19 protein-coding genes and 1 pseudogene are annotated in these 22646 nt (G+C 63.6%); 8 read left to right on the top strand and 12 right to left on the bottom strand.

The genetic code is table 11. From position 1 onward, the window contains the following. Nucleotides 1-125: 125 nt before the first annotated feature. The 5 genes from ACVI1L_RS18205 to ACVI1L_RS18185 form a co-directional block, all read right to left on the bottom strand. On the bottom strand, nt 126-1199 hold the full coding sequence (locus ACVI1L_RS18205; protein WP_083714893.1) for an AraC family transcriptional regulator: 1074 nt from the start codon (nt 1197-1199) through the stop codon (nt 126-128). A 164-nt stretch (nt 1200-1363) separates the two neighbouring features. Continuing rightward, nucleotides 1364-2764 carry an L-serine ammonia-lyase gene (locus ACVI1L_RS18200; RefSeq protein ID WP_057016430.1) on the bottom strand — a complete coding sequence of 467 codons (1401 nt, stop codon included), beginning with the start codon at nt 2762-2764 and terminating at the stop codon, nt 1364-1366. Further along, the gene (locus ACVI1L_RS18195; protein ID WP_456783410.1) at nt 2761-3930 is read right to left on the bottom strand and encodes a M20 aminoacylase family protein; all 1170 of its coding nucleotides are present in this window, start codon (nt 3928-3930) and stop codon (nt 2761-2763) included. The genes ACVI1L_RS18200 and ACVI1L_RS18195 overlap by 4 nt, the downstream gene beginning before the upstream one ends. 23 nt (nt 3931-3953) lie before the next feature. Further along, on the bottom strand, nt 3954-5303 hold the full coding sequence (locus tag ACVI1L_RS18190) for a DUF3100 domain-containing protein (RefSeq protein ID WP_456783409.1): 1350 nt from the start codon (nt 5301-5303) through the stop codon (nt 3954-3956). 244 nt (nt 5304-5547) lie between these two features. Next, complete coding sequence (locus ACVI1L_RS18185; RefSeq protein WP_456783408.1) at nt 5548-6141, bottom strand: N-acetyltransferase family protein; 594 nt, start codon at nt 6139-6141, stop codon at nt 5548-5550. A gap of 190 nt (nt 6142-6331) precedes the next feature. On the opposite strand from ACVI1L_RS18185, the gene ACVI1L_RS18180 reads away from it, so the two are divergent. Then, nucleotides 6332-7948 carry an AMP-binding protein gene (locus ACVI1L_RS18180; protein WP_456783407.1) on the top strand — a complete coding sequence of 539 codons (1617 nt, stop codon included), beginning with the start codon at nt 6332-6334 and terminating at the stop codon, nt 7946-7948. A 126-nt stretch (nt 7949-8074) separates the two neighbouring features. Continuing rightward, the gene (locus ACVI1L_RS18175; protein ID WP_141340218.1) at nt 8075-8314 is read left to right on the top strand and encodes a hypothetical protein; all 240 of its coding nucleotides are present in this window, start codon (nt 8075-8077) and stop codon (nt 8312-8314) included. A gap of 349 nt (nt 8315-8663) precedes the next feature. Here ACVI1L_RS18175 and ACVI1L_RS18170 read toward each other — a convergent pair whose 3' ends face one another. Both ACVI1L_RS18170 and ACVI1L_RS18165 read right to left on the bottom strand, forming a co-directional pair. Next, nucleotides 8664-10040 carry a SagB/ThcOx family dehydrogenase gene (locus ACVI1L_RS18170; RefSeq protein ID WP_076825178.1) on the bottom strand — a complete coding sequence of 459 codons (1377 nt, stop codon included), beginning with the start codon at nt 10038-10040 and terminating at the stop codon, nt 8664-8666. A 92-nt stretch (nt 10041-10132) separates the two neighbouring features. Then, nucleotides 10133-12328 (bottom strand): TOMM precursor leader peptide-binding protein, encoded by a 2196-nt coding sequence (locus ACVI1L_RS18165; protein WP_229190277.1) that lies wholly within the window; start codon nt 12326-12328, stop codon nt 10133-10135. Between ACVI1L_RS18165 and ACVI1L_RS18160 the strand changes: the two genes are divergently transcribed. From ACVI1L_RS18160 to ACVI1L_RS18145, 4 genes are all read left to right on the top strand, one after another. Beyond that, nucleotides 12242-12622, top strand: a complete 381-nt coding sequence (locus ACVI1L_RS18160; RefSeq protein ID WP_456785685.1) for a hypothetical protein — start codon at nt 12242-12244, stop codon at nt 12620-12622. The genes ACVI1L_RS18165 and ACVI1L_RS18160 overlap by 87 nt on opposite strands. A 715-nt stretch (nt 12623-13337) precedes the next feature. After that, complete coding sequence (locus ACVI1L_RS18155; RefSeq protein WP_456783406.1) at nt 13338-14207, top strand: VOC family protein; 870 nt, start codon at nt 13338-13340, stop codon at nt 14205-14207. Between the two features lie 654 nt (nt 14208-14861). Next, a complete protein-coding gene (locus tag ACVI1L_RS18150; RefSeq protein WP_057016389.1) occupies nt 14862-15113 on the top strand; it encodes a C40 family peptidase in 252 nt (83 codons plus the stop codon). 163 nt (nt 15114-15276) lie between these two features. Further along, entirely contained in the window at nt 15277-15531 is a 255-nt protein-coding gene (locus ACVI1L_RS18145) for a hypothetical protein (protein WP_141340215.1), read from the top strand. 3 nt (nt 15532-15534) lie between these two features. Here the strand turns inward: ACVI1L_RS18145 and ACVI1L_RS18140 are convergent. After that, nucleotides 15535-15882, bottom strand: a pseudogene (locus tag ACVI1L_RS18140) (TetR/AcrR family transcriptional regulator); the annotation flags it as partial. Here ACVI1L_RS18140 and ACVI1L_RS18135 point away from each other — a divergent pair. Continuing rightward, nucleotides 15876-16106, top strand: coding sequence for a hypothetical protein (locus ACVI1L_RS18135; RefSeq protein ID WP_456783405.1), 231 nt, complete (start codon nt 15876-15878; stop codon nt 16104-16106). The pseudogene ACVI1L_RS18140 and the gene ACVI1L_RS18135 sit on opposite strands and share 7 nt — an antisense overlap. 40 nt (nt 16107-16146) lie before the next feature. Here ACVI1L_RS18135 and ACVI1L_RS18130 read toward each other — a convergent pair whose 3' ends face one another. The 3 genes from ACVI1L_RS18130 to ACVI1L_RS18120 all read right to left on the bottom strand — a co-directional run bounded on the left by ACVI1L_RS18130 (nt 16147) and on the right by ACVI1L_RS18120 (nt 18396). Continuing rightward, entirely contained in the window at nt 16147-16872 is a 726-nt protein-coding gene (locus ACVI1L_RS18130) for a hypothetical protein (protein ID WP_057016392.1), read from the bottom strand. A gap of 108 nt (nt 16873-16980) precedes the next feature. Continuing rightward, entirely contained in the window at nt 16981-17223 is a 243-nt protein-coding gene (locus tag ACVI1L_RS18125; protein WP_076825188.1) for a hypothetical protein, read from the bottom strand. A gap of 177 nt (nt 17224-17400) precedes the next feature. Beyond that, entirely contained in the window at nt 17401-18396 is a 996-nt protein-coding gene (locus ACVI1L_RS18120) for an NAD(P)H-dependent flavin oxidoreductase (protein ID WP_456783404.1), read from the bottom strand. 66 nt (nt 18397-18462) lie between these two features. Between ACVI1L_RS18120 and ACVI1L_RS18115 the strand changes: the two genes are divergently transcribed. After that, nucleotides 18463-20025, top strand: coding sequence for an AMP-binding protein (locus ACVI1L_RS18115; RefSeq protein WP_456783403.1), 1563 nt, complete (start codon nt 18463-18465; stop codon nt 20023-20025). A 290-nt stretch (nt 20026-20315) separates the two neighbouring features. On the opposite strand, the gene ACVI1L_RS18110 is transcribed toward ACVI1L_RS18115, so the two are convergent. Beyond that, nucleotides 20316-22442 (bottom strand): ATP-binding protein, encoded by a 2127-nt coding sequence (locus ACVI1L_RS18110; protein ID WP_316395919.1) that lies wholly within the window; start codon nt 22440-22442, stop codon nt 20316-20318. Nucleotides 22443-22646 lie beyond the last annotated feature (204 nt).

Below are 22646 nucleotides of genomic sequence, written 5' to 3'. Positions count from 1 at the left end.
TCGATGGCCAATCTATGCATCGAGTTCGACCACGAGGAGGTTCGACGAGGCCGGTTCGGAGGTGACTTATGGACAGCGTGGAGTAACGAGCGGTCACATACAGCGCTGCGCCGCCCGCACGGCCTTCACACCGGCGAAGAGACCCGGAAATCGGACGGGCTCTTGCCGGTCCAGCGGATGAAGGCATGCCGGAAGTTGGCGGCGTCGCTATAGCCCAGCCGGCTCGCGATCTCCTCGTTGGTCATCGCGGTCTTGCGCAGATATTCCATCGCTAGCCGCGTCCGCACCTCGGCGAGCAGCTCACGATACGATGTATCTTCCGCTTCGAGCCTCCGCCGCAGGGCACGCGGATGCATCGACAGCCGCTCGGCGATCGCTTCGATGTTCGGATACCTGCCGGGCTGCTCGATCAGGACCCGCCGGACATCGGCGGCGATGCCGCCTGCATGATTGACCTCGGACAGCACCTGCTCGCACATCTCGCGCGCCATTCCGTGGGTGCGGGAATCCGCCAGCGCCACCGGACCGTCGGCCTGAGACAGCTGATATCTGTACTCGTTGCCGCGCTGGCGAAACTGGACCGGGCAGTCGAAGAACATCTGGTAGGCGTCGGCATGCGCCGGTTCACCATAGGCAAGGGAAATCCGCGAGAAGCAGAACGACTCGCCCGCTAGGTCCTTCATCGTCGTCAAATGCGACGACAGGGCGAACTCGGCCGCGAAGCGATGCACGTCTTGCGTCGGATTCGGCCAATGCAACGGCTCGAACGCACAGACGACCGCCGCGCCGTCATACGAGTATTTCGCATCGCACAGCGGGCCGACGACCCGAAGGTATCGATTGGCGAAGGCGCGCGCATCGTCATAGGTCGCGCTGCTCAGCAAAGCATATCCGTACATTCCGTGCGCGGTCACGCGCATGCGCTGTCCGGCGCGGAGCGCAACCGTCGGTTCGTTCGACAGCCGCAGTGCATTGCGAATCACGATGTCGATCTGCCGGTACGAGATACGCGTCGTATGAGCTTCGAGCTGATCCTCGGTCAAGCCGGTGCCCGCCAGCGCCACGGACGATCGAACCTGTTGCCTGCCGAGCTCGGCGATGATGGCAGCAATCAACTGCGCCGAATATACATGCTGGTCGAAATCCGGCGGCAATTGGCATTCCGGCACAGCGTCTCGCAGGCGCCTTCCAGCGCTCATGGTCGTCTACCTCCTTGGACCTAAAGTCTTGCTCAAATCGAAATCATTCGCAATGCCGGCAGCAACTGGCCGGCTTCCCCTATCCCCAACCTTGGGACGGCGCGCGGATCGTATCCAATCATGCCGAGTTCGCTATCGAGGTAATTCGCCGGCACCGCCGTGCTTCAGCATTCCACGACGTTCACCGCGAGCCCGCCCAGCGATGTCTCCTTGTATTTGGACTTCATATCCTCGCCGGTCTGCAGCATCGTCTTGATGACGGCATCAAGCGATACATAGTGCTTGCCGTCACCACGCAGCGCCATTCGGGCGGCGTTGATGGCCTTGACGGCGCCCATCGCGTTGCGCTCGATGCAAGGGATCTGCACCAGGCCCCCGACGGGATCGCAAGTGAGTCCGAGATTGTGCTCCATCCCGATCTCGGCAGCGTTCTCGACCTGGGCCGGCGCACCGCCGAGCACGGCCGTCAGGCCGCCTGCGGCCATCGAACAGGCGACGCCGACCTCGCCTTGACAGCCAACTTCCGCGCCGGAGATCGAGGCATTCGCCTTGTAGAGCATTCCGATCGCAGCCGCGGTGAGCAGGAACGTCACGACGCCGTCGTCGGTCGCGCCCGGACAGAACTTGACGTAGTAGTGCAGCACGGCCGGGATCACGCCGGCGGCGCCGTTGGTCGGCGCAGTCACGATCCGTCCGCGTGCTGCATTCTCCTCATTCACCGCCATCGCGAAGGCGTTGACCCAGTCCATCGCCGCCAGCGGATCGACGCTCTCGGTGTCGCTATTGCGGGCCGACAGTTCGCGGTAGAGCGCCGGTGCGCGACGGCGAATGCCCAGCGGCCCGGGCAACGGTTCGGCCGCGCCGGCATTGTCGATTCCGAAGCCGCGGTCGACGCATTGCTTCATCGTCTCCCAGATCTTCAGGAGGCCGGCGCGGACGTCCGCGTCGGTGCGATGTACGCACTCGTTGGCGAGCACCATGTCGGCGATCGAGCGACCGCTCGACTGCGCACGTGCAACCAGCTCGGCGCCGGTGCCGAACGGATACGGCCAGACCGGGAGCTCGGCGCCTGCGCCGCCAGCCGCGTCGCCAAGGCCACGCTCGATCACGAATCCGCCGCCGATCGAGAAGTAGTAGCGTTCCGCCAGCAGACTGCCGTCGGCCGCGAACGCCACAAGGCGGATTCCATTGGGATGTTCCGGGAGTGCGCTGTCGGGCTTGAACACGATATCGTGCCCGCGCCGAAACGGGACCGGATGAACGTTGAGCAGCCGCAGCTCGCCGGAGCGCCGGATGTCCGCAAGCTGCGGAGCCACCTCGGCCGGATCAACCGTATCGGGCTTTTCGCCGAGCAGGCCGAGGATCACGCCGAGATCGGTCGCATGCCCTCGCCCGGTTGCGCCCAGCGAGCCATAGAAATCGGCGCGGACCCGTACCGTTCTGGAAAGCAGGCCATCGCGCTCGAGCGCGCGAACGAATTGGCCGGCCGCGCGCATCGGCCCCACCGTGTGCGAACTCGAGGGGCCGATGCCGATCTTGAATATGTCGAAGACCGAAAGCATCAGGCAGCAGGCAGTTGTTGCTTGACGAGCTCGACCCAATACGCGGCGCCCATCGGCAGGATGGCGTCATTGAAATCATAGTACGGGTTGTGCAACGGCGGATCATTGGCGGTCTCGCCCGCGCCGATACAGATGTAAGCGCCTGGGCACTCCTGCAGCATGAACGCAAAGTCCTCCGATCCCATCGCCGGCTTGATGTCGGTTTGCACCTGTTCGACGCCGACGAGGTTTGCGGCGGCCGACGCCGCGGCATTCGCTTCGGCAGGCGTGTTGATCACTCCCGGATAACCTCGCATGTAGCTCAGATCGATCTTTCCGCCATGGGCTTGCGCCACGCCGGCGCAGACCTGCTTCATGGCAGCCTCGACCTGATCCTGTATCTCGGCGTCCAGCGTTCTGACCGTACCGCGCAATGTGACGGTTTCGGGCACCACGTTCCAGGTGTCGCCGCCATGGATCTGTGTGACGCTCACGACGGCGGCGTCCATGGCACCGATGCGGCGGCTCACGATGCCTTGTAGCGCGGAGACGAGATCGGCCGACACCAGGATCGGGTCGATGCCCTTCTCCGGCGTCGCGGCATGACAACCGCTCCCGGTCACGACGATCTCGAACGTATCGAGGAAGGCCGTCGCAATGCCGGTCCGGATCGCGAATTTTCCTCGCGGGATATTCGGAATGTTGTGCATCCCGTAGACCGCGTCGGCGGGAAACATCTTGAACAACCCCTCCTCAACCATCCTCTTGCCGCCGCCTTCATTCTCCTCGGCGGGCTGGAACACGAAGTGAACAGTGCCGCGGAACGGCCGGCGGCGGGCTAGCTGTACGGCGGCGCCAAGCAGCATTGTGGTGTGGCCGTCGTGGCCACAGCCGTGCATTTTGCCGGCCCGGGTTGATTTGTGGGCGCGGTCCCCCAGTTCCTGTAGATCAAGCGCGTCCATGTCGGCGCGCAGCGCGATCGTCGGGCCTTCGCCATTCTTCAGCGTTCCGACCACGCCGGTGCCGCCGAGGCCGCGATGGACCGGAATCTGCATCTCCATCAGCGCATCGGCCACGAGCTGGGCGGTGCGGTGCTCCTGGAACGCGGTTTCCGGGTTGGCATGGATGGCATGGCGCCAATCCAGCATGCGGGCACAGATATCGTCGGCGATTCCAAACTTCTCTGACATGCGTTGGTCCATCTGTTCGTGGGTTAGCGATGGAAGAATTCGGCGATCAATGTCGCACCGAAAAACGTGCCCGCCGCAGCCGTCAGCGAGACCACCACGATACGCCAGCTCAGCTTCCTGAAGATCGGAAGATCCTTAGCGACCGAGAAGCCGGCGAGCGTCAGCACAGGGGTCGTGAAAGCCAGGAAGTTCAGCTTGTCGACCGAGCCAATCATCGCGTTGGAAAACGGCAGCAGGCCGGGAATGCCGAGCACAGTCGTGACCACGACCAGGACAAGGATGTGCGGCACTTTCGGCAACAGACGGGCAACGACGTCGACCAGCAGGACGACCGCGAGCACCACCAGGAGACCTGCGCACGATTCCAGCAGGGGAACCTTGTAGGTGAGCGAGTTGCCGATCAGGACGCCGCCCGCAACAGTAATCCACGCGAGCAGCGAGTCGGAGAAGCCGAACGTGCCGTGCTTTGTCTCGCTGGCGCTGGCGATCGAGGGCCCGAGATCTCCCGACGTGAAGTTCGAGAACCGGCCAAGCACTGGTTCCAGCCTGTCATACAGCCACGAGCAAACCGGCAGCGAGAAGAACAGGGCGAAATAGAAGCCGAGGACGGCGGTCATCAGGTTCGCCGCCGAGGCGATCGCGATCAGTTCTTTCGCTGTCTCGGGAGGATTGTGGCCGTTGATGGTGCCGATCGCGGCCGCCATCATGCTGCCCGAGCCGACGCCAGCGCCCATCGCGAGCGACCGCGGATCGAAGATGTGCAGGCTGGCGACAAAGCCGGCCAACAGCGCGATGAACAACGCACCGAGCACGGTGCCCGTGATGTACTCGGCCAGCACGCCGCGCCCCTCGGCGGAGTTCATGCCGTATTTCTCGCCGATGATCACCATGTTGCCTTCACGGCCGATCGAAAACGTCGCGCCGACCGCTTCGCGCTTGACGCCGAGCAGGAGCGCAATCGGCAGGCCGAGGACGAGCGTGCCGAAGGTGTGCCCGAGCTCCTGGAAGATCAACGCCCAGCCTGCCTTCTGCACCTCCGGCAGCGCGCCGCCGACCGTGAATGCCATCTTGATCACGAACAGCAACAGGCCCGCGTTGAGCAGTTGTCCCGCATAGGTCTGCAGGCTCGGCCCGATCCGCGCGGCGGTAGGTAGATAACGCGCTGAGAGGCTCCATGCGGCCGCAATCAGCAGCGCCCACACCATCGGTTGAAGCAGCACCTTGCCCGGTCCGATCTGGAACTGGACGACCCCGACCGTCTCAGCGACGGCAACGATGATCAGAACGGCAACGAACAGCGTCAGCTTGCCGGTGCTTGCGGGATTGACCGCCGGGGCGGCCAGGTCTGCGGAAGGCGAAGAGGTCGATGTCATGATGCTGGACACCTCCGGAAAATGATTGCGAGGCAATGCGGTGAACGGTGAACCAACCTGCCCGCGCAGCATCAGGGAGAAAGCAGCTTGCATCAATGATCGTGTCATCCTATTTCCGTTGCATTTTTTGCAACGTTGGCAGAACGCAGATCCGACCGTCGAAAGCCGGCATGACCGCGACCGTTGCCGTCATGGATGCAAACGGTACGAGGACGGCGAAGCGATTCCTCGGCCAGTCCTCGTGCTACTCGATCGCACCGGGCGCACCGCCCGGTTCGAGCTTCTGCACGTCCGCCACATTGACGCCAAGCACGACGATGTCGTGCGTCTTGCCCTGAAGGTCCTTCACCTGATCGCGCAACAGCGCCTCGGCTCGGAAGCCGAGTGCCTCGAAGATCGTGATCGCGCGGGTCTGGTCCGACGTCATCTGCACGGTCAGGCGTTCCAGGCCCATCGACAACGCGAGGTCAAAGGCCTCATTGGAAAGTGCCCGTCCGATGCCGGTGCCACGTACATGCGAGGAGATCACGGTCCTGATCTCGCCGACATGGGGCGACCACGACATGGGGTCCCGCACGATTGTGCCGCACCCCACCACGATGTCGTCCTTGACCACCAGCAGGCTGACGATCGAGCCGCGCTCGATCTCCTTGATCCATGCCGACAGCACCTTCGGCTCACGGATATTCCGCGGCAGGAAAAGCATGTCGTGCACGGCAAGCGCATTGGCAAATTTCCGGACGGCGGCCTCGTCGGCAGGCCCCATCAACCGAAACTCGACGTCCCCGCTCTCGAAGTTGACGCGACGCGGATAGGATCGCATCTTGATGGTCCTCATGCAGATCACTCGCTCAATCGAAATCCAGACTTCGCCGCAACCAATTTGCGGGCTCTGCGGCGTTTCTTCCTGCAGTCCTGCACGCGAGAGCCAGATCAAGCAAGCCGAGCGCACCGATGTCCGAATATAACCCCTGAGACGGCCTGTTTGCACCTTTCCGAACGACGATGAGCACAAGAGCTTGTTGCCAATGACCAATACAAACCCTTCCAGGGACATCGACGAACGTCCGCTTCACGAGATGCTCCGCAGCCATGCCCGCGAGCGGCCGGAAAAGCCGGCGTGCATCTGGTATGGCCGTGCCATCACGTTCCTCGAGCTCGATCGCGCGAGTGATGCATTCGCGGCGCGCCTGCAGCAGCTCGGCGTCGCCAAGGGCGAGCCGGTCGCGCTGTTCATGAACAACTGTCCGCAATACCTGATGGCGCAATACGGCATCCAGAAGATCGGCGCCATTGCCTCGCCCTGCGGGGCGCTGAACAAGGAGCACGAGCTCGCCTACCAGCTCGACGATCTCGGCGCGCGCGTGATCGTCGCGGCCGAACCGCTCTTGCCGATCGTGGCTCAGGTCCGTGACAAGACCAGGCTCGAGCATGTCTTCGTGGTCCGCTACCCGGACCTGCTGCCCGAGCGGCCGCCGATCGGCGTTCCCGACGAGCTGTTCGCATCCGGCTCCAGGCCGGCCGGTACGGCCGGCGAGATCGAGGACTTCCTCGCCGTCACCGCAAGCGGCGCGTCGCCCCGCGATGTCGCGATCGACATGAACGATACGGCGCTGATGATCTACACGTCGGGCAGCACGGGTCGGCCCAAGGGGGCGATGCTGTCCTATCGCAACGTCATCTTCAAGACGGCCGCGACCGTGACGTGCAACGGGATCGGCGCCGAGGACGTTCTGCTCTCGATCGCGCCGCTTTATCACATCGCCGGCATGGTGATGGGCGTCAATGCACCGGTCTATGCCGGCGCGACGTCCGTGCTGCTGTACCGGTTCGATCCGCTCGTAACGGCCCAGGCGATCGACCGCTATCAGGTGAGCTGGTGGTACAGCGTCGCGCCGATGAACGTCGCGGTCACGCAGCTCCCGAACATTTCCGACTTCAGGCTGAAAAGCCTCCGCGTCAATCCCGTGACCAGTTTCGGCATCGACTGGACCGAAGCGCTTGCGGGGCAATGGCAGGCCGTCGCGTCGAACTGCGAGAGCTTCGAGGCGGCGTACGGGCTGACCGAGACCCACACGGTCGACACTTTCATGCCGCGCAACGCAATCCGCTGGGGCACGCATGGCAGGCCGGTGCCCGGCAACGAGATCCGGATCGTCGATCCCGACTCCGGCACGGACATGCCGGCCGGCGTCCCCGGCGAAATCGTGATCCACGGCCCGGGCGTATTCAAGGGTTACCGCAATCGTCCCGACGCGACCGCGGAAGCGCTGCGCAATGGCTGGCTACACACCGGCGACATGGGCCGCCTCGATGCCGACGGCTATCTGACCTTCATGGGGCGCTTCAAGGAGATGATTAAGGTCTCCGGCTACAGCGTCTTCCCGGAAGAGGTCGAGTCGATCCTGAACAAGCACCCCGACGTGGCGGCGTCGGCCGTGATCGGCGTGCCCGACGCAACCAAGGGCGAAGTGGTCAAGGCCTTCATCGTCCTGGCGCCGCGCGCCGAGCTGGACACCGCCCAGCTCGCGGCATGGGCGCGCCAGAACATGGCGCCTTACAAGGTGCCGCGCGATGTCAGCTTCGTGACCGAGTTGCCGCGCTCACCGGCCGGCAAGCTGTTGCGGCGGCTGCTCAAGGACTGACGCAAAGCTGCCCGACCGGCCGATGGCGCGCGCTGGAAATCCCGATCAGCTCATGTCCTAAAATCACTCCCAACCTGGTCCGACGGCACCTTTTCGGGGCTCGATACCCATGTTTGGCATGCCTCTTTGACCCGACGATTCATCGGCAAAGACCAAATTGCAGCCTGCGACATGTTCAGTCACGATGACGAAAGCTCGAGCATCAAGTACCGGCGACGTATGAAACGGATGATCGAAGCGCTCAGCAGAGAACTGACGCTGCAAGGCATTATCGGTCAGGGGACGACCACGGATCTGCGGGTGGACATTATCAGCCTGGCCGAAACCGCACTCATGGTGTGTGACTTCGATAAGGTCGCGGACTGACGCGTCTCCTGGACAGAATGAAAGACTTTCGTGCGCCGAGCGACCTTGCCGGCCGCCAAAGAACCGGCACACAGACCCTCGGCAGATAGGCACTTCGAAGACTGAAAGCTGTCACCTTGTTGGTATTGCTGTTGGTATCCGCAGCAATCGGCGGTTAAAACTATTGCAAATTCAATTCGTTATGCCATTAGGCGATTGCCGGCCAGGGGCACCATTCGGCGCAGCCGTAGCCGACAAGCCATCCGCACGAAGTCTCGTCCCGGCGTAGCCCGAAGGGCGAAGCCGGATGGTTCGTCCCGCCCTGGGCACTATTCGCGTGCGATCCAGGCCGTAAACAAAGACCTCCCCTTTAGCTAGAGGGGGCCGGTTTCCTGCCGCGCCCGAGCGCGAATTGACCGACCGGGCCCTCCACGTGGAATTCAAGCCCCGTCATTTTTGCAAACAGATCGATGTTGCAGGTGCCGATTGCGCAGCCACCAAGGCCCATGTCGGTCGCCGTCAGATAGAACGTCTGGATCAGGTTGCCGACGTCCTTCAGGATCAACGAATATGCGATTGAGCTGTATTTCCAGGAGATCCGCCCAAAGCGCGCGGCGATCGTGATCAAGACCTGCGGTGGACCGGATGCGTCCATGGCAAACTCGGCCGCCGTAGAAAGCGCTTGGAGTTGTTGGGCGGAGGTGTCGATCGCGACAAGCGCGTGGCTGCCCGCGTCATAGTGGTAAAGTCCACGTGCAAGCTCCCCGCAGTTCAAGACCGCCAAGTATAGTTCCAGCTCATACGCGCCGCCTGCCGACGGATAGGGTCTTGCGCTGTAGGTGACCTCGGGACCGCCGTCAAAATCTGCGCCGATCTTCCATTCCGACAGCACGCGGGCTGTCGTGTCGAGAAACTGCGCGAGCTCGGCGAGCGTGACCGGATGCTGGTCGTCGAAATCTCGTATTGAATGGCGTTCGCGCAACAGCTTCGCGAAGTGCGAGACCGACCCCGACGTGGAGAATTTGCCGAGGTCGATCTTCTTGCCGGGCCAAGGCGGGCGCACCGCGGGTAGCGGTGGAACGACGCCCGCATGGGTGAACGCGCCGCCAACTGGATTGGTGTGCCGGCCCTCCGTGCTCCTCGTATGAAACACGAGATCGTGGAAGTCCCAGAGAACGAGATTGCCGTCGCCTTCATTCACCCGAAGGCCGTCGCCGTCTTTCGCATTGAGCCTAATCAGCATCTTGCTGTCGAGCAGCAATCCGAGCAGATCGAGGTTCGCGGAGGCCGCATGGCGGCGAAGCTCGCTGATCTTCTGAGGCCGCGACAGGGCAGCGAGGGTGGCAGCGATGGCGGGATCGAAAATCCGAAACAGCGCGCCGGCGCGCGGTGATTCCAGCACCATCTCGCTGTCGCGCCGGCGCAGATAGGCGAAGCGCGACAACACAATGGTATCACCGCTCCCCAGCTTTGCGCGTTGTGGCCAGTATTCGGCGACCTGCGGCTCGATGACCACGAGGTCTTGCTCGTCACGCGGAGAGCATAAGCGGTATTCGAGAAGTCCATGCCCTGCCAGTCGCCGCACGAGGGCATGAACCTGCCTCGCGAGGACGCCTTTGCCCGCAAAGGAGGCGAGCGGCAGGCCGCTGGTGAGATGTCCCGCACGGTCGACCGCTGCCGCGCTGAATTGTCCCAGATTGATCGAGTAGCCGCCCAAACCTGCAGCGATGCTTCCGTCCGCCTGCATGTGAAGGGAGCAACGACCGTTCAATCGGGCGACGATGACGGGTGCGATCTTCCTGAGCTTCGTTTTCCGGAAGTTGCGCAACGAGCCAGCCTTCAGGTGTGTGGAAGGAATGGCGTGAGCTCGCTTTCCAGTCGCGGACGATTCAGCAATCCGAGCTTCATCGGAACATCGTAAAGTCGGCCGGGTGCGAAGCGGCGATAGAAATGTCGCAACCCCGGAACGAGCACTCTGACGACGGGCACCTGGACATCGGGCCGCGTCTGGTCGAGCACGAGGAAATCAAATCCCGCGCCGGTGGCAATCTCGATGCAGGCATTGACCTGGTCGCGCGCGTTGTCGTGAACCTTGAGGCTCGGCGCCGACGGCACGATCGGATTGTCGCTGGGGATCAGGAACGGATAATCGTCCAGTCGCAGCGGCGTGACACCGTCCAGCGTCGGCTTCTCGCCACTTCCGCCGCCCATCATGCCAATCGACATGAACTGGGTCAGTTCGGTGAGGGAACGCAGCAGGGCTATGCGGCGATCGAAATGCGAGCCGGAACCGAATTCGATATTTTCGTGTCCGTTCTGCATCCAATGGATGATCGCCACGTAAGAGGGAATGCCGAGATCGCTGGTGATGTCGAGCACCCAAAGCCTGCGCCCCGCATCGGCAAGCTGGGCTTGCAGATCCCGCACATAGGGATCTTCGAATTGCGCGAGGTCGACTTCTGCACGTTGCAGCCGATTGTACCACCAGATCGCGTAGGCGTCGCGTTCGACCAGTTCGAGGAAGCCTTGAACGATGGCTTCCTCCCGGGTGTTGCCGGCCGCGCATCCGTTGGAATCGGTGTGGAAGCCGCCATAGAAGAAGTACAAGAGGCCCGTTGGAAGATGTTTGAAACGCTTGTCGCGTAACGACCAGACCGGCGACCACTCCGTCTTGGTCGAGGGATCGAGCGGCTCAGGCACCAGATGTGAATCGTCCGGCTGCGAGGTGTGTCTGTTTTGAAACTGCGCGTCGCTGAAAAGCTGTACTTCGTTGGGAAGAAGAGCGTCGCCGGGAGCGAAATCGACAAAGCGGCGCTTCGTCCTGATCTCGTCCCCCTGGAAAATACCCGAATAGCGCTCGATCGCCTCCATCAACGCGCTTGCCTCGCCCTGCTCGGCTGTGGAGCCCTTGCCGAAGCTGCCGCCGCTCAATCCGGATCTGAGCTGGTCGACGTTCCAGGCCGGCGCCGAGAAATTGTGGTAGGCGAAAAAATTCGTGTTCATCGGCAGATCGGCCTCGATCCGCTCGAGCCGCGAGACGACGCCGGTCAGCGGACTGACGTGCTTGCGGAACCGTGCTACGGTGGCTCGCGACGTCACGGCGCGGTAACCGCCGCTGGTCATGACGAGCTTTCCGCCCTCCGCGATCTCGATCGGCGCTGCCGCCCGGCGCGGACTCTGCAGCTTCCTGCTGCCGCAGGTAGGACACTGCGGGCGTCGCGCGACGTAATGCTTGGCAATGACGGCACCGGTCAGGTCGAAGCTTGCGATGTGATCGCGCAGATCGGTACGAAATCCCGAGGCAATCGCTTTTGCGATTTCAACAGCAGCGAAGTGGATGCCGATCTGTCCGACGGCGTCGCCGACCAGGGGCGATACGGCGACCACCTGCGCCGCTCTGCGATCGAGAAATCCCTTGATCTCCCGATTGCGTATCATGCGATCGAACAAGCAAGTCCAGCAGGCGCTCTCGCCCGGCTTGAACACGGGTCCCACCAGCGGAAACACGCCGGACGGCTGCGCCAGCAGCCAGGGCGTCCCATCGCCAAAGCGCTTTCCGTTCAATTCGACGAGCCGCCGGTCAAGATAGTCGTTCGCCAGTGTGATCGTGAGCTTGGGCGACCGCTTGGTGATCCGAACACCGAGCTTGCTCAAGGCCGCGGCAAGTTCGTTGGCGCCTTTCACATCGATGGCTTCGACCCGCACGGGGCAATCGCGGAGATTCTGTTCTGCGACCTCGGGGGGGAGGCCGAGACTCGCCCAATATCCATCGACGGCGCCTGCGAACGCGTGCGGCGCGCCGCTTACGACATATCGGCGCTCTAGCAGCCGCCTGATCGCTTCCTCGATCTTGTCGGCGGGAAAATTCTTTGAGAGCTGCCGAACGATCTCTGGTGCAGCCTTACCATTTTTGCCGATCGCCGCGGCCACCGCACAATAGAGATCACCATGCAGGAAGAATTTGCGGTTCTCGGAGTAGAGGCAGACCACATCGGGAGGAATCACATAAGCGGTAAAGTTCGGCGCGAATCGCAAAATGCCCTTGCGGCTCTGCCTCGCGGTGCGGCTCTTGCCATTGACTGTCATCGGGGCGGCACGCTGATCCTGTTGCTGTCACTTCCGAACGCCGGCGCGCGGCCGACCATTGGCATTGCGCGACTTGTGCGCCGCGTTCGGCCACCGGCGTTCTGCGAGCAATTTGGATCACACTCGCCCACCGTCGGCAAGCTGATCAGCCAGGCGCGGCGAATGCACAACGAAGCAAAAATTTGGCCGGGTCGTTCGGGCGCCCGGCCAATAAAATCGCGACGTGTCGACGCCCAGCGCTAGCACCAGCGGCAGCGGCCCCAGGATGCACAGCAGCCTGCGCATGTGACCAATGGCACGCCTACGCCGATCCAACCAACGCCGCAGCCGCCACATCCACCGCAACCGACACCGCAGCGGCAGCCTCTGCAGGCCCTGCATCCTCCGCAACCCCTGCAGCCTCCGCAACCTCTGGCGCCTCCGCAGCCACGGCAACCACCGCATCCCCGCGCGAGCAGCACGCGGCCTCCGACGCTTTCATCGTCGATGAGATTGAGGTGGAAGGTGGCGAGACTGACGTCGGCGAGTTCTTCCTCACTGAGCGTCGTCATATGGCCCGGCGCGAAGTTCGGCTTGTGTTGAACGTCGCCGGAGGGCACGGCGGAGGCATATGCACTGCCCGCGAGCGAAAAAGTCAGACCGGCTAATCCCAGCGCCGGTACCGCGGCGTTGGTCGTTCGCTTCTTTCTCGAAGCTTGCTTCGCCCGCTGCATGGCCGCATCCTCCCAGTTTGGAAGAAAGGACTTCCGAAGCACCATCTTACGCCGAGCGAACGAGGCAGACAAGAATTACGATATACACAAAATGTAATAGAGCTCGTTCTGATTGCATTCATCTTCATGAACGATATCGCGCAATTTGGTCGATTAAATCGACAATCCGCGCCCGTGGAGCGGATTGCAACGGGTGCAATTTGATGCAGTGCGCAATCGTCGGTCCGCTTGAAGGGGAAATTAGCTTGGTCGATCAACTCGGACGCTTCGCTTGGTATGAGTTGCTGACGACGGACATGTCGGCAGCAGCTGATTTTTATGGCAAGGTCATCGGCTGGGCGGTGGAGGATGCGTCGACTCCGGAATTCGCCTATACGCTGCTTACTGCAGGCGACGCCCCGGCAGTTGGACTCATGCATCTCCCGGAAGAAGGGCTGCGATTGGGAGCGAGGCCGAGATGGGTCGGCTACATCGCCGTCGACGACGTGGATGCGAAAGCCGTGCAGGTCCGCCGTCGTGGGGGCGCCATTCTGGTAACGCCGACCGCCAGCAATATTGGCCGAATTTCGGTGGTCGCCGATCCGCAAGGAGCGACGTTTGCACTGGTTTCCGGGCTGACATATGGCCAACGGCAGTCCAGCGGATTGGACGAGCCTGGACGCGTCGGCTGGCACGAGTTGCTGGCTGAAGACCGGAACAAGATCTTCCCGTTTTACGGCGAGCTTCTTGGCTGGCAGAAGGCTCACGCTGAAACCGGGCCGGCCGACCTGTACGAATTGTTTTCGGCGGCCGGCCAGACGATCGGCGGAATGCTCACCAAACTTCCGAGCGTATCGCAACCCTGCTGGCTCTATTACTTCAATGTCGACGACATCGGTGCGGCTGCCAAGCGCGTTGATGCTGGCGGGGGCCGGGTCCTCCAAGGTCCAATCGAGTTGCCCGATGGTTGCTGGATCTTGCGATGTGCCGATCCCCAAGGGGCTCTATTTGCGCTACAGGGAGCTTGGGATCAGAAAGGCACTGAGCGACCCTCCGCCTCGGAACTCAATTGGTCCACCAGGTGGGGTGATGTCGCTTCACAGGGCAAATTGGTCCTTCACAAGACCAAGCGATAGGTCGGAAACGTGTCGACCTTGTCCGCAGCAGAATTATACAGGTATTTAAATTAGGTAGATTGCGCATTTGTATTCTGAATGGTGCACCACGCTTCGCCTTTGCAGGCTTCGCGTGGCGCGGCCGCGAAGCCTGCAAGGGCGAAGCGTGTCCGGCGAAGCTCGAGCAACGCGAAAGCGAAGACGGACTGTTTACAATCACCACACCGCACTGACTCACGATCGGCAGCCGATCCTAGGCTGGCCGGCTCGACAACGCGTCGCTGTCCGAGAGCACAACCGCGGTGATCAAATTAGCAGCCATTGCGCGGACCCAGCCTGACGTCTTCGGCAGTGTCGCGGCCGCCTGACGGGACGTACCGGCCATATTTTGGCCATAGCCCGTTTCTTAAACGCCTGCGCGGGCCATGCCCCGCCTTCGTTATGCGTCGCCTGACCGATGCGGTCGCTTCGCAAGCCAATCGCAGATCATCGCTGCGCTTCCCCCCACAACATGGATGGTCTGCCAACAGCAAGAAGGACTTTGTAATGCGTAAACTTCTCGCCGCTGTGGCGGTTCTTTTGGCGTTCGCTTCAACTGCCGAAGCCCGCGGCCGTCATCATCACCATCGGCACTCTGCACATTCCGGTCGCCCAGCTGCGTGGTGCGGCTGGTTCATGCGCACCCAGGTCGGCAGCGATCCCGGTCCGCAATTCAATCTGGCCCGATCCTGGGCAAGCTACGGCACCAATGCCGGCGGCCCCTCGGTCGGCACCATCGTGGTTTGGCGTCACCACGTCGGCAAGATCGTGGGTCAGGAGAACGGCCAGTGGATCGTGCAGAGCGGCAACGACGGGCATGCCGTGCGCACGCGGCCGCGCTCGCTGGCTGGCGCCATCGCATTTCGAAATGCCTACGCTTCGTTCTAAAGCGCGATGAGATTGGGTCGAATCGTCATCGCGCTTTGGCCTCTTGTTTGAGCATGATCTTTTCGGAAGACCGCTGCGCACTTTTCCGGATGATGCTTTAGGGAACCTCGACGCTTCAGCTGACATGCGAGCTTGCGACAGCCGGGCGGTATACGAACCGTTCATGATCGCACCTTACGCTGCAGCAGGGTTTCGCCCTGAAGCCCTCAGACGGGCGCCGTCATCTGTGTTGACCAGATGGCGGCGCCTTTTTCAGGAGCCAATTGGCTTGCCCCAGAAGTCGAAAAAAGTTGCGACGGCCGCTCAGACTGTTTCTTACTGGTCGGCCGCTTACGTCAGTCTCTGCAATGGCGTGACGGTTTTCGCTGTGACCGGCGGCGTGCTCGGGTTTCTGCTGGTCGCCAAGCACTATCTGTGAACTTCAGCGCTTTCCGAGACTCCTCAGATCGCGCAGAACATGTCGACCATGGCGTCGGCATAGGTCGCGATCTCGGCGGGCGTTCGCGGGCTCTCGGAAAAATCCTTGCCCACCGTCCTTAGCGTCGTCGTGATCAGATCGCCCGCCGTCGCGCACCGCGCCGGACGCTTTCGGCAACGCCTCGCGCATGAACGCTTCGACGATGCGCTCGCCGGATGCCCGCGCCTCGCGCGCCTCGGGGGCATCGCGATAGAGCGGCGCGGCATCGCTCAGCGCGACGCGTACCGCGGCTTCCTCGCATTCGGAGCGGATGAAGGCGTGCACCAGCGAACGCAGCCGATCCAATGGCGGCCAAGTCGGCGATCAACATTTCCGACGATGCGCTGCTGAAGGAGATGTTCAAGGATTGGGGGACGTTTCAGACCCGGCTGGCGCAAGCCATCGAGAAGAAGTCGCCAAGCGACGTCAGGCAGACGCTCGAGCCCTGGCTGAAGCGCAATAAGGACTTCATGAAGCAGCTGCTCGTCGAAACCCAGGGCAAGGTGGAGAAGCTGCGGCCGCCGGAGGCCCGCTAGAGCACAAGGAGCGCAGATCCGCTTCGGCCGGACCCGCCGCTCAGATCATCGCAGCGACACGTTCCAGGCCAATCAGGCGCGCCAGCGAACGGACCTCGTTCTTCTGATCCTCGCGGAGCTGGAACAGCAGCGGCATCGCCGCCGACTTCAGCTGCTGGACCTCCTCGGAGTCCGGATCGATCGGCATGCTGCCGGATGCGGGATCGCCCTGGCGCTTGGCGTGGATCTTGCGGGCGACGGCGCGCAATGCGGTCTCGACCGCCGGCCAGTAATATTCCTGCGACGACGACAGCTTCAGCCGGTCCTTGATGCCGGCGATCTGGGCGTCGCTCAGCAGCGCGTAGCTCTTCTGCGGCGCCGGCTTGGCCGCAGCCTTGGGCTTCGGCGGCGCCGGGGCGACCGGCGCGGGTTCGGCGATCTTCGGCTGAGCCGCATCGACGGGGTCGGTGATCTTCGGCAGGCCGACATCGGTCGGCTCGACGGAGGCATAGGCCTGGCGCACCGTGTCAGTCGCGCCCGGAATCGCGGCTTGGGCCCGTAACAGGAGCGGAGACGGATTGGCGGGAGGCTCAATCGGCTGGGGCGCCTCAAACGCGGCCGCGGCAAGCGTCGAGACGGCGAGCTTGTCCTGCTTGCTGGCACGATTGGCGACCGGTCCAATGTCGGCCTGCGCCGCCGGCAGGCTGTCACGGCCCAAAATGGCTGTTACCGCGGCGCCTGCGAGGAGGAAGCATGTCAGCGCGGCGAGGGTGATGGCTCTGGTCAAAAACTACTCCATTGCCGGCCGGTGTCACCGCAAACTGCGCGCGAAATGCGGCGGTAGCGTGCCGTGACGGCGCCAAATAGGTGAAATTGTCCCGAAACGGCCGGAAAATCAGGCCGCGACGTCAAGCTCATAGGCTTCCTGGATGTCGGCGACGATCTCATGCGCCGTCCAGAGCGCGCCGGGCTGGACCGTGTGCATGCTGACCGTCCAGTTGGTGCGGCGGGTGCGCGGCGTGCTGACAATGTCGAATTCGACCTGACGGCACAGCGGATGCCGCTGCAGGGCGTAAAACACCCGGGTCCGGAGCTCGTCGAGCGATGCCGGGGTCTTGGAGAGCGCCTCAAAGGCCATGTCGCATTCCCACAAACTGCCGGGCGACCAGCCGTGGCGACCCGTGACGCTATTGTTGGGACTGGCATGGTTAATGTCGCGTTAAGCGGATGGGCGGGATTTGAGTGCTGCTATTTCGCGAACCAGCGCGCTATCGTGCACCGGTTGGCGCGAAGGGAACGCGTCAAAGCAGCGACTCTAGAGCCGCACCCGCGCGCTCGCCGCGTCATACTCCGCGATCGTCTGCGCCACGAGTTCGTCGACGCCGAGCACCCCGGTCACCCCTGAGGTGGAATGACCGCCGCTCCAGATATCGCGCCAGCGTTTGGGGCGGCTTTCGCGGGCGCCGATGTCGATGTCCTTGCCGATGTCGATCGCGCCGCGTGCCGGCAGGTCGTCGGGATCGAGACCGGCGGCCTCGATCGAGGGCCGCAGCATGTTGGTCTGCAGGCCGGTGAACGCCGTCGTGAGCATGACGTCGTCGGCGGTGGAGTCGACCAGCATCTGCTTGTACCTGCCGTCCGCCATGCTCTCGCGCGTCGCGATGAACTTGGTGCCCATATAGGCGAGGTCGCAGCCGAGCGCCTCTGCGGCGCGGAGTGCGTGGCCGTCACTGATGCCGCCGGCAAGCACGATCGGTCCATCGAAGAAGCCGCGCACAGCGCGGACGAACACGAACGGATTGAGCCAGCCGGTCTGGCCGCCTGCACCCGCAGTGAGCAGCACGAGCCCGTCGGCGCCGGCTGCTGCCGCGCGCTCGGCATGGCGGATCGAGGCGACATCGGCGAACACCAGCGCGCCGGCATCGTGCAGAGGACCAAGCACCGGCGCGGGCGAGCCGACCGAGGTGATCACAAGCTCGGGCTTGTGCCGCAGCAGCATGGCGAGATCCTCGGCCAGCCGCGTGTTGGAGCGATGCACGATCAGGTTCGGGCAGATCGGCGCCGCTGCTTTGCCGCTGGCATCGGCATGCGCCTGTAGGCGGCGCGCGATGTCGTCGAGCCAGGCATCGAGCTGTTCCGTCTCACGGCAATTCACCGTCGGAAACGAACCGATCACGCCGTTGCGGCAGGCGGCTACCACCAGCTCGACACCGGAGACCAGGAACATCGGTGCTGCAATCAGCGGCAGCCGGAGGCGATCGCGAAAACGCGCGAGAAGATCGGCGGACAAGTTGTTCCTTCCCATCATCATTGTGTTAGCGTTGCCGCCAACATTGGCACGACAAAAGCCAAAGACAAAGGCGGGAGGGACAACCAGATGAGCAATCCGCTCTATGCATTTCCGGCGGTGTGCGAACAGACCCTGCGGGCGCTGGCGCGCTATCCATCGCACACCGCCTTCGCATGGCCGGGCGGCTCGCTCAGCTATCAGGGCGCGACCGACCTGATCGGACGCATGCAGAGCGTGTTCATGCGGCTCGGCTTTGCGCCCGGCACCCGCGTCGCGCTGCTCACCGCCAACCGCGCCGACAGCTGGTGCGCCGGCGTCGCCGCGCAATTGTCGCGGCTCGCGATTACCTGGCTGCATCCGCTGGGCTCGCTCGACGACCAGCTGTTCCAGATCGAGGATTCCGAAGCGCAGATGCTGATCGTCGACGGCATCACGTTTCGCGATCGCGGCGGCGAGCTCACGGCGAAGGCGCAGGGCCTGAAGACCGTGTTCACGCTCGGCCCGGCGGATTACGGCGCCGACCTGTTGCAGGTGGCCGGGGACGCCGGCAGCGCAAGCGCGAAGAATTTCGCCCGCGCCGACGACATCTCGACCTTGAACTACACCGGCGGCACGACCGGCAAATCCAAGGGCGCGCTGCGCTATCACCGCGAATATGGCGGCTTCGCCGCGGCGATCCTCGCCGATTTCGAGATTCCGGAGACGCCGCGCTACCTCACCGTGGCCCCCATCAGCCATGTCGCGGGCACCAAAGTGCTGCCGACGCTGATGCGCGGCGGCACCGTGCACATGCTGAAAGGGTTCGATCCGGAGGCCGTGTTCACGACCATCGCGCGCGAGAAGATCAACTTCACGCTGTTCGTGCCGACCATGATCTATGTGATGCTGGATCATCCCGCGCTCGACAGGTCCGATCTCTCCTCGCTCGAGCTCCTGCTCTACGGCGCGTCCGCGATGTCGCCGAGCCGGCTGGTCGAGGGTATCGAGCGGATCGGACCGGTGTTCTCCCAGCTTTACGGCCAGACCGAATGCTATCCGGTCTCGGTGCTGCGCAAGGCGGATCATGACCCGAAAACGCCGGACCTGTTCCTGTCCTGCGGCTTCCCGATCGCCGCCTGCCAGGTCAAGATCCTCGATCAGGACGACGAGGAGGTCGCGACCGGCGAGGCCGGCGAGATCTGCGTGCGCGCCACGCATGTGATGGCCGAATACTGGAAACGGCCCGACATCACGGCGGAGACGCTGAAGAGCGGCTGGCTGCACACCGGCGACATCGCGCGCATGGACGAGCGCGGCTACATGTTCATCCTCGACCGCAAGAAGGACATGATCGTCTCCGGCGGCTTCAATATCTTCCCGCGCGAAGTCGAGGATGTCTTGTCGCAACACGCCGACGTCGCGATGGTCGCCGTGGTCGGCGTGCCCGACGACAAATGGGGCGAGGCCGTCACCGCCGTCGTGGTCGCGCGCGAGGGCGCTGTGCCCGACGCCGACGAGCTGATCGGACTGGTGAAGGCGAAGAAGGGCTCGGCGCACGCGCCGAAGCAGATCCAGTTCGTCAAGGAACTGCCGATGACCGGCGTCGGCAAGGTCGACAAAAAGGTGCTGAAGGCGCGCTTCTGGACCGGCCGCGACCGCATGGTGGGGTAGGATGCTCGCACGACGATTGCTGGTCCCGTCATCCTGAGAGGTTGTGACGCTTTTGCTCCGCCGTCATTGCGAGGAGCGAAGCGACGAAGCAATCCATCTCTCCGACCTGCCGGGCTATGGATTGCTTCGCTTCGCTCGCAATGACGCGGATGGAGCTGTGCGCACCGTCACCCTGAGGCGCGAGCGGAGCGAGCCTCGAAGGATGCACGGCCCCGATGTTTCAGCTTGCGCTATCTCCGCTTGCGGCAGCAGCCGGGCCGGCGCCCTTCGAGACGCCGCTTCGCGGCTCCTCAGGGTGACGGGGACAGAGTGGAAGGCGTGGCGAGACTGTCGGCGCTGGCGGCAGCAGCTTGCTGACCGGTGCCCTGCCCGAGCAACTGATCGAGTCGGTCGCGCAGCTGATCCTGGTGGTAGGGCTTGGCCAGCCGCGGCAGGTCGACCTGGGTGCCGTCGGGCAGTTCGGCATAGCCGGTGGCGAGCAGCACCAGAAGCTGCGGCCGCACCTTGCGCGCAGCGGCGGCGAGTTCGATGCCGGTCATGCCGGGCATCACGTGATCGGTCATCATCAGGTCGATCTCCTGGTCGCTCCTGAGGATTTCGAGCGCCTGCGGTCCGGAATTGACGCCGATCACGCGGTGACCAAGGTCCTCCAGCATTTCCATGGTGGACATCGCGATCAACGGATCATCGTCAACCAGCAGGATCACCGCCGAGCGCTTGACCGTTTGCGCTGCAGGCGCCGGGCTCTCGACTTCAGGCACCGCCGTTGCAACCGGCAGCACCAGTGCAGCCGTGGTGCCCTTGCCGACCGCGCTCGACAGCTCCAGCTCGCCGCCGAGCTGCACGGCGAGCCCATGCACCATCGACAGGCCGAGCCCGGTGCCCTTGCCCACCGGCTTCGACGAGAAGAACGGCTCGATCGCGCGCTTCAGCACGTCCGGCGACATGCCGGTGCCGCTGTCGATCACCGAGAGCTTCAAATAGTCGCCAGGCTGCAGCGCCGGATCATTCTTCGCCTGCCAGGTCGCGAGGCGGATCTCGATCACGCCGCCATCCGGCATCGCGTCGCGCGCATTGATCGCAAGGTTGAGGACCGCAAGCTCAAGCTGGTTGCTGTCGACGCAGGCGAGCGGCAGCCCCCCGGGAATGTCGAGCCGCAACATGATGCGCGGTCCGAGCGAGCGCTCGAGCAGATTGCTCATATCGCGCACCAGCGCGCCGAGATCGACCGGCACCGCGCGCAGATCCTGCTGCCGCGCGAATGCCAGCAGCCGCTGCGTCAACGACGCGCCGCGCTCGGCGCCCTGCAATGCGCCGTCGACCAGGCGACGCAGGCGTGGGTCCTCCGGCAAGCGCTTGCGCAGCAGATCGAGATTGCCCATCACCGCCATCAGCAGATTGTTGAAGTCGTGCGCGACGCCGCCGGTGAGCTGGCCGATCGCCTCCATCTTCTGGGCATGGCGGAGCTGTTCCTGCGCCCGCTCGCGCGCCGCAACCTCCTTCATCAGGTCGGCGGTGCGCTGCTCGACCCGCTGCTCCAGCGTCGCGGTGAGTTCGGCGAGTGCGGTGCGCTCGGCGGCGAGCTGCGCCAGCAATGCCTCGCGCTCGATCTCCGCGGTCTTGCGTGCGCTGATGTCGGAGCAGACGCCGACCAGCGAGCGGATGCCGCCGTCGGGCCGCCGCACCGCGCGGGCGCGCACGTCAACCCAGTGCTCAGTGCCGTCGGGCCAGATGTTGCGGTATTCGATCTGATAATCCGAGCCGGTGCGCAACGTTTGTTCGACGATCTCGCTCCGGCGCGCGCGGTCGTCGGGATGCACCGCGGCCAGGAGATCCTGATAGGTGAAGGTATCGCCCGGCCTGCGCCCGAAATATGTCTTGCAGGTCGGCGACGCCTCGAGCTCGAAATCCGGCAGATGAAGCTCGAGCGCGCCGAGATGACCGGCATTGAGCGCGGTCTGCAGCAGACCTTCGCTCTCGGTCAGATCCTCGAGGATCTGACGGGTCTGGTATTGGCGGCGGCGGCCGCGCACCGTCGCGGCGACCAGGCTTACCAGCGTGGTCGGATGAAACGGCCGCTCGATGAAGGTGACATTGCCGAGCGCCCGGCCGAGCCGCGCTGCTTCGGGATTGCGCTCGGGTCCCCCCTTCTCGCTGATCAGCACGATAGGAAAGTCCGACCATGACGGCTGCTCGTTCAGCCAGTGCGTCAGGCCGGCGAGATCGGCGGCCCTGATCACCTCGTCGGCAATGATGGCAAGGCCCGCCCCGCTTGCGATCTGGCGTTCGAGCTCGGCGAGATCACCGCAGATGTTGGCGTAATAGCCGGCTTCCTTGATCAGGTGAGCAGTCTTGACGGCGTCCCGCTCGCTCGCGGCGAGGATGACCGCGCGTTCCGAGGACGGACCAGGCTTCATCGCGTCTGTCCCCGCGGCGGCCGGGCGTCGACACCGTCCGGCACATCACACAACCGCCGGACGGCCATGGCCACGATGCCGGCGGCGGGATCAATACGCATCATGGGACCCCCTAACGTGAGCGAAACTCGCACGTGCGCCCAACCGTTCCCGGGAAGCCGAGTTATTTTTGCCGCAGGGGCAGCCGGTTGGCGCGGCTCCCGC

The organism is Bradyrhizobium sp. USDA 4516, assembly GCF_054055915.1.
This window is presented reverse-complemented; position numbering and strand designations above follow the sequence as displayed.